Origin of the sequence: Paraburkholderia sp. (genome assembly GCF_036488505.1) — a bacterium.
Taxonomy (GTDB): Bacteria; Pseudomonadota; Gammaproteobacteria; order Burkholderiales; family Burkholderiaceae; genus Paraburkholderia.
This window is the reverse complement of record NZ_DASXHN010000376.1, coordinates 1-2,979: the sequence shown is the minus strand read 5'-3', so window position 1 is coordinate 2,979 and position 2,979 is coordinate 1. Positions and strand designations below refer to the sequence as shown.

Genomic DNA, 2,979 nt, shown 5'->3' with positions numbered 1-2,979 from the left:
TATAGATTTCAGCGAAAATGGAGAGCAGGAAAATGGTTTCCATCATCACCACCACGGCAATCGCGCGCTTCAGGTGCGGCAGCGTGATGTAGAAGAACATGGAGAGCGCACCGGCGCCGTCGATGCGCGCCGCTTCCTTCTGCTCCTGGTCCAGCGACTGGATCGCCGTGAAGAGAATCAGGAACGCGAACGGCAGCCACTGCCACGCAACGATCACGATCACCGCAAAGAGCGGATAGTCGCCAAACCAGTCGATCGGCTGCATCCCCAGCGAGCGCATCAACGCCGCGATCAAGCCATACACCGGATGCAGGATCATGTTCTTCCAGATCAGCGCGCTGACCGTCGGCATGACGAAGAACGGTGCGATCACGAGTAGCCGCGCAATACCCTGGCCGATGAACTTGCGGTCGAACAAGACAGCGAGCAATACGCCGCCGACCACCGTGATCAGCAACACCGATCCAATCAGCGTCAGCGTATGAACGATCGATGGCAGGAAGGCCGGATCGGTGGCAAGGAATTCATAGTTATCGATGCCGGCAAACCCTTTGACATCGGGATTGAGCAGGTTGTATCGCGAGAACGAATACCAGATGGTCATCGCGAGCGGGATGGCCATCCACAGGAACAGTACGGCAGTCGACGGCATGATGAGCCAGCGAACCGACTTCGCGCGCCGCTTGTCGCGCGCTGCGGCGGATTCCGCGTAACCGTGTGGGAGGGGGGGATTAAGTTGACTCATGATCGTGTCACCTCTCGATGATGCGCAGGCCGCGCGCAGGGCTTCTTCACAGAAGCGGCGCGGCCCGCTGTACTACATTAGGCGCAACAAGTTACTGCTTCCAGGTATTTACTTCTGGTACCCGGCTTGTTTCACGGCGCGATCGGCGGCGGCGTTGCCGGCCTTCAGCGCGGCGTCGACCGTAGTTTGCCCGGCGACCACGCCTGCAATCGACTGGCCGACCACGGTACCGAACGACTGGAACTCCGGAATGCCGACGAACTGCACGCCGGTGTACGGAATCTTCTTCATCGACGAATCGTTCGGGTTAGCCGACTCGATGGCGCTCAGCACGAAGTCGCCAAACGGTGCAGCCTTCTTGTATTCCGGATTGGCGTAGGTCGACTTGCGCGTGCCCGGGGGAACCGATGCCCAGCCTTCGTCCTTCGCGGCCAACAGGATGTACTCCTTCGAAGTCGCCCACGTCACGAACTTCTTCGCGGCGTCTTGCGACTTCGAGGTCTTCGGGATCGCCAGCGACCACGACCACAACCAGTGCGAGCCCTTCGGCGTGACGGCAACCGGCGCAGCGGCGAAGCCGATCTTGTCCGCCACTTGCGATTGCGCCTTGTTATAGAGCATGCCGGCCGCCACCGTGGCTTCGATCCACATTGCGCACTTGCCCGAGGACATCAGCGTCAGGTTCTCGTTGAAGCCGTTCGAGCTCGCTCCCGGCGGCCCATCGTTCTTCAGCAGGTCCGAGTAGAACGTGACCGCCTTGTGCCACTCCGGCGTGTCGAGTTGCGCCTTCCAGCTCTCGTCGAACCAGCGGCCGCCGAAGGTGTTCACCACCGTCGAGACGAACGCCATGTTCTCGCCCCAGCCCGCCTTGCCGCGCAGGCAGATGCCGTACTGCCCCTTGGATTTATCGGTGAGCTTGTCGGCGAATTGCTTGATCTGGTCGTAGGTCGGCTGGTCGGGCATCTTCAGGCCGGCAGCTTCGAACAAGTCCTTGCGGTAATACGTCATCGAGCTTTCGACGTAGAACGGCAGCGCGTACAACTGGCCGTTGTACGAGAGGCCGTCACGCGCGGTCTTCACCACGTCTTCGAGATCGTAGTCGGCCGGCAAATTGGTCATCGGCGCGAGCCAGCCGCGCTTGCCCCACTGCGGCGCTTCGTACGTGCCGATCGCCATCACGTCGAACTGGCCGCTGTTCGTGGTGATGTCGGTGGTGGCGCGCTGGCGCAGCACGTTTTCTTCGAGAATGACCCACTTGAGTTGAATGTCCGGATTCGCTTTTTCGAACGCCGGCGACAGCTTCTTCAACTCGATCATGTCCGGGTTATTGAGTGTCGCGATCGTCACGGTCGCGGCCTTCGCGGCGATTGGCGCGAGTGCGGCAAAGGCGAATGCGGCGAATGCGAGCGAGCGCATCGGCAGGGTCTTAAGGGTGAAGTTGGCGCGTTTCATGTTGTTTCGTCTCCTTTATCGTTAGCACGGGCGCTGGTGCTGCGGGCTTGCCTGATGCGTCGATCGTTGAACTGATCGTTGCGTTCTCTTGAAGCAGTCGATACTCGTGTGTTGCGGTGTTGCGTTGATTGCCTTCGCTGCGGTGACTTCTAATGCATAACCCGGTGTGCGCTCCGGCGCGCGTGGCTGGCACGCCAGACGCGCCGTCAACTCATCCAGTTGCCGCCGTCCACGTTTAGTGTTTGTGCCGTGATGTAGTCCGAATCCGCCGATACAAGGAACAACGCCGCGCCCGTCAGGTCGTTCGGCAGGCCCATGCGACCGAGCGGCACGGCCTCGCCGACCAGGCGTTTTTTCTCGCCGAGCGGACGGTTTTCGTATTTCGCAAACAGCGCGTCGACGCTCTCCCACATCGGGGTATCGACAACACCCGGTGCGATGCTGTTCACGTTGATGCCATGCTTCGCCAAGCCCAGCGCGGCTGATTGCGTGTAGCTGATCACGGCGGCTTTGGTTGCGCAATAGTGGGAAACTAGTGCCTCGCCGCGACGTCCCGCCTGCGACGACATGTTCACGATCTTGCCGCCGCGGCCCTGTTCCACCATGCGCTGCGCGACCAGTTGCATCAGGAAGAACATGCCCTTCACGTTCACTGAGAAGAGGCGGTCGAAGATCTCCCAGGATTCATCGAGGATCGGGCGCATATCGAACAGCGCCGCGTTGTTGAAAAGAATGTCGATGCCACCGAACTTTTCAACCGTCGACGAGACGATCCGCTCAAG

The 2,979-nt window shown here is 60.4% G+C and carries 3 protein-coding genes; all 3 read right to left on the bottom strand.

Translation table 11 applies throughout. The features are described 5' to 3' along the window. Window positions 1–745 (bottom strand): carbohydrate ABC transporter permease (locus VGH68_RS22090; protein WP_414696971.1); only part of this gene is annotated, 745 nt, incomplete at its 3' end. A 108-nt stretch (window positions 746–853) separates the two neighbouring features. Beyond that, window positions 854–2,161 carry a sugar ABC transporter substrate-binding protein gene (locus tag VGH68_RS22085; RefSeq protein WP_331605843.1) on the bottom strand — a complete coding sequence of 436 codons (1,308 nt, stop codon included), beginning with the start codon at window positions 2,159–2,161 and terminating at the stop codon, window positions 854–856. A 242-nt stretch (window positions 2,162–2,403) separates the two neighbouring features. Further along, the coding region (locus VGH68_RS22080; RefSeq protein WP_331605842.1) for an L-iditol 2-dehydrogenase at window positions 2,404–2,979 on the bottom strand (576 nt) is incomplete at its 5' end.